At 68.3% G+C, this 3,315-nt stretch carries 3 protein-coding genes; all 3 read left to right on the plus strand.

Features of this window, described 5'->3' with window-relative positions:
* Positions 1 to 229 (plus strand): IS256 family transposase (locus NF20_RS20650; RefSeq protein WP_033717457.1); only part of this gene is annotated, 229 nt, incomplete at its 5' end.
* Between the two features lie 68 nt (positions 230 to 297).
* Positions 298 to 1,347: a tyrosine-type recombinase/integrase gene (locus tag NF20_RS20655; protein ID WP_007172498.1), complete on the plus strand. Its 1,050-nt coding sequence runs from the start codon at positions 298 to 300 to the stop codon at positions 1,345 to 1,347.
* Positions 1,344 to 3,287 carry a tyrosine-type recombinase/integrase gene (locus NF20_RS20660; RefSeq protein ID WP_007172497.1) on the plus strand — a complete coding sequence of 648 codons (1,944 nt, stop codon included), beginning with the start codon at positions 1,344 to 1,346 and terminating at the stop codon, positions 3,285 to 3,287. Before NF20_RS20655 ends, NF20_RS20660 begins: the two co-directional genes overlap by 4 nt.
* The last annotated feature ends 28 nt before the right edge of the window (positions 3,288 to 3,315 follow it).

Genomic DNA, 3,315 nt, shown 5'->3' on the forward strand with positions numbered 1-3,315 from the left:
GCATTCGGTCTTCGATCAACCTGACGCCGGTTCCGTTGCAGCCCAATATGACCGCATCATCGACGCACTGGCCGACAAGCTCCCCAAGGTCGCCGACCACCTCGAAGACGCCCGCGCCGACCTGCTCGCCTTCACCGCCTTCCCCAAACAAATTTGGCGGCAGATCTGGTCCAACAACCCACTATCCGTTAACCGGCTCTCCGGGGACACGGTTCGGGCTGCAGCGTGAGGTTCACGCACAAGCGCTGAGCACGGATGGATGCTGTCTGCATCTCGGTGGGGGAAGGCGGAGCGGCGATGCGGGTACTCAAGAGCGACAGCGGATATGTCCTGGAGGGCGACTGGGACGGGCAGGACGCGGTGAACGCGTTTCTCAACCATTTGGCGGGACGGGGGTTCAGCGCGGCCACGGTGCGGGCCTACGCATTCGACGTCGCCAATTTGAGCCGGTTCCTCGTCCAGCAAGCGGTCGGGCTCGCCGCGGTCGATGCGCCGTTGGTGTTCGACTGGATCGACTGGCAAGGCGTCCGCCGAACGGACCAGCCCACCGGCGGTCACCGCTCGTCGACCCCGCCGGCAGCTTCGACGGTGAACCGCCGGGTCGCGGCAGTGCGCGCGTTATTCGAGTATCTGGTGATGACCGGTGTCTGCACCGACAATCCGGTGCCGTCGCCGCGGCGGGGACAGGGGCTGCGCCAGTCGCAGCGGGGGTTGCTCGGTCATCTGGGTCCCGGGCGTGCACGCAGTGGCGGTAGGTTGGTGCGTCAGCCGCAGCGTCTTCCGGAATCGTTGTCCACCAACGATGTCGACGCGTTCCTGGCGACACTGGCAACGCACCGGGACCGGGCGATGGTGCTGGTGATGCTACTCGGAGGGCTGCGTTCGGCCGAGGCGCGTGGCCTGCTGCTCGCCGACGTCGATATGGGCCGGCGCCGGCTTCGGGTGATCGGCAAGGGCGGCAAGGAACGTCATGTCCCGGTCGATGCGGCGTTCTTCACCGAGCTCGCCGCCTACCTGCGATGGGAGCGGCCGCCGGGGTTGGCGACGCCGCAGTGCTTCGTAGTGCTGCGCGGCCCGACGACCGGTGCACCGGTCAGCGAGGCCGGGCTGCGCAGCCTGTTCCGTCGGCACCGGGAGACCTCTGGCGCCACAAGAGTCCGCCCGCACCGTTTACGGCATACCTACGGCACCGAATTGTCGGCGGCCGGAATCGATCTGCTGGCGTTGCGGGCGTTGATGGGGCATGTCTCGCCGGAGACCACGGCCCGCTACGTGCATTTGTCGATCGAGCAGCTCGCCGCCGAATACGGTGCTGCTCGTGCGACGTTGGCCGGAGCCCGGCAGTGACCACGGTGTTGGTCGGCCAACCCGTAGGCGCCGACGAGGTGGTGGCGGATTATCTCGACCACGTCGCCACCCTGGGTTTGAGCGGGCGGGCGGTACGCGACCGGATTCGGATCGCTCGCGACTTCACCGCACGCCACCGCGACCTGCACGCCTGGATGACGCTGCCGGCAGCCGAGCGGATCGCCGAGATACGGGACACCGGGGCGTGGCCGCTGATCTGTCACACGATCGGCACCGGCCGGTTACGGCTGGACGTCGAGCTGGCCGCGGTCAAACAGTTGACCGGGCTGGGCCGCGCAGTGGAGGACCGGGATCCGAGCGGATTCGCCGCGTTGCGGAATGCGGGAATTCGGTTGGGCTGGAGGAGTTCCTGGGTCGAGACGGTCCTCGGCGAATGTCTGGCGGTAGTGCTGGCACACCACGGCGGAATGGTCGCCGACCTGACCGGCGACGCGCTCGACGACTTCGACGCCGCGCTGTCACGTACCGTGGTGCCGCCATCGTCGCGGCGGGCATACAGGGGGCGGCTGGCCAGCCTGCGGCAGCTGTTGTTCGAGACCGCGGTCATCGACACCGCGCCGAAACGCCGGCGGTGGGCCCGTAGCCTCGAGCAGCGCTTCACCGAGGTGGAGATGCCCGACCCGATCCGTCAGACGTTGCTGCGCTACATCGGCGTGCGCGCGGCGGTGCTGCGGCCCAAATCGGTCGAGTCGCTGATCAACGACCTGCTGCCCTTCGCCGAATACCTCACCGCTCACCATCCCGACGTCATCAGCCTGCGTGAACTCGACCGGAGCTGCATCGAGGGCTACCTGAAATGGAATCGCACCCGGGGCTGGCGTGGTCAGCGCGCCGCCGCGGGCGCCGGGCGCACCGTCTCGGCCGCGGTGGCCCAGTCGGCAGTGCTCAGTCTGCGCAACCTGCTCGACGACATCACCGCCTGGGGCTGGGCGCAGGCCCCACCACGGCGGTTGGTATTCGCCGCCGACGTCCCCAAACTCGACCAGCCGTTGCCACGCGCGCTAGCACCCGATGTGGACGCGGCAGTGATGAACGCCGTTGCCCACCTGCAGGATCCGTTCGCCCGCATCGGCCTGACCGTGCTGCGTGGTGCCGGCCTGCGGGCGGGGGAACTGCTCGACCTCGAACTGGGCAGCATCATCGACTACGGACCGGCCGGAACCTGGCTGAAGGTGCCACTGGGCAAGCTCGCCACCGAACGCATGGTCCCGCTCTCCGCCGCGACCCTCGCCGCGCTCGACGAGTGGGTCGCCCTCCGCGGCACGCACCGGCCGCTGCCGCACCCACGCACCGGCGTGCTCACCGACTTTCTGTTCACCCGGCACGGACGCCGCCTGGGCTACACCCGGCTGCGCAACGGGCTGCTCACCGCCGCTGAATCCGCCGGGTTGCACCGTCCCGACGGCGGCGTCCTGATGGTCACTCCACATCAGTTGCGCCACACCTGGGCCACCGAACTCGCCAACGCCGGGATGAGTCTGCAGGCCTTGATGTCCTTACTCGGGCACGTCACTCCACAAATGACGATCCGCTACGCCACCCTGGCCTCGCCCACCCTGCGCGCGGCCTACGACGAAGCGATGGGCAAGATGCGCCGCCAGTTCACCCTCACCCCGGTCGGCAAACCGATCCTGCCCGACAAGGTCGGCTGGCTGCACAGTGAAATGCTGAAAACCCGCGTTGCACACGGATACTGCGCTCGCCACGAATCCGCGGGCGCGTGCCCTTATGCCAACATCTGCGAAACCTGCGACAACTACGTCACCGCCCCCGAATTCCGCGACACGCTCACCGACCAACTCGCCGACGTCCAGGCCCTCAGAACCGACGCCGAGTGCCGCGGCTGGACCGACGAAGCCGCCCGCCACGACCGCGTCGCCCACGCCCTTACCGACCACCTCCAGCGCCTCGATCGATGAACATCCCACCCCGACGGGTTGACCCGCC

This window comes from Mycobacterium sp. MAC_080597_8934 (assembly GCF_000523975.1).
Lineage (GTDB): Bacteria > Actinomycetota > Actinomycetes > Mycobacteriales > Mycobacteriaceae > Mycobacterium > Mycobacterium avium.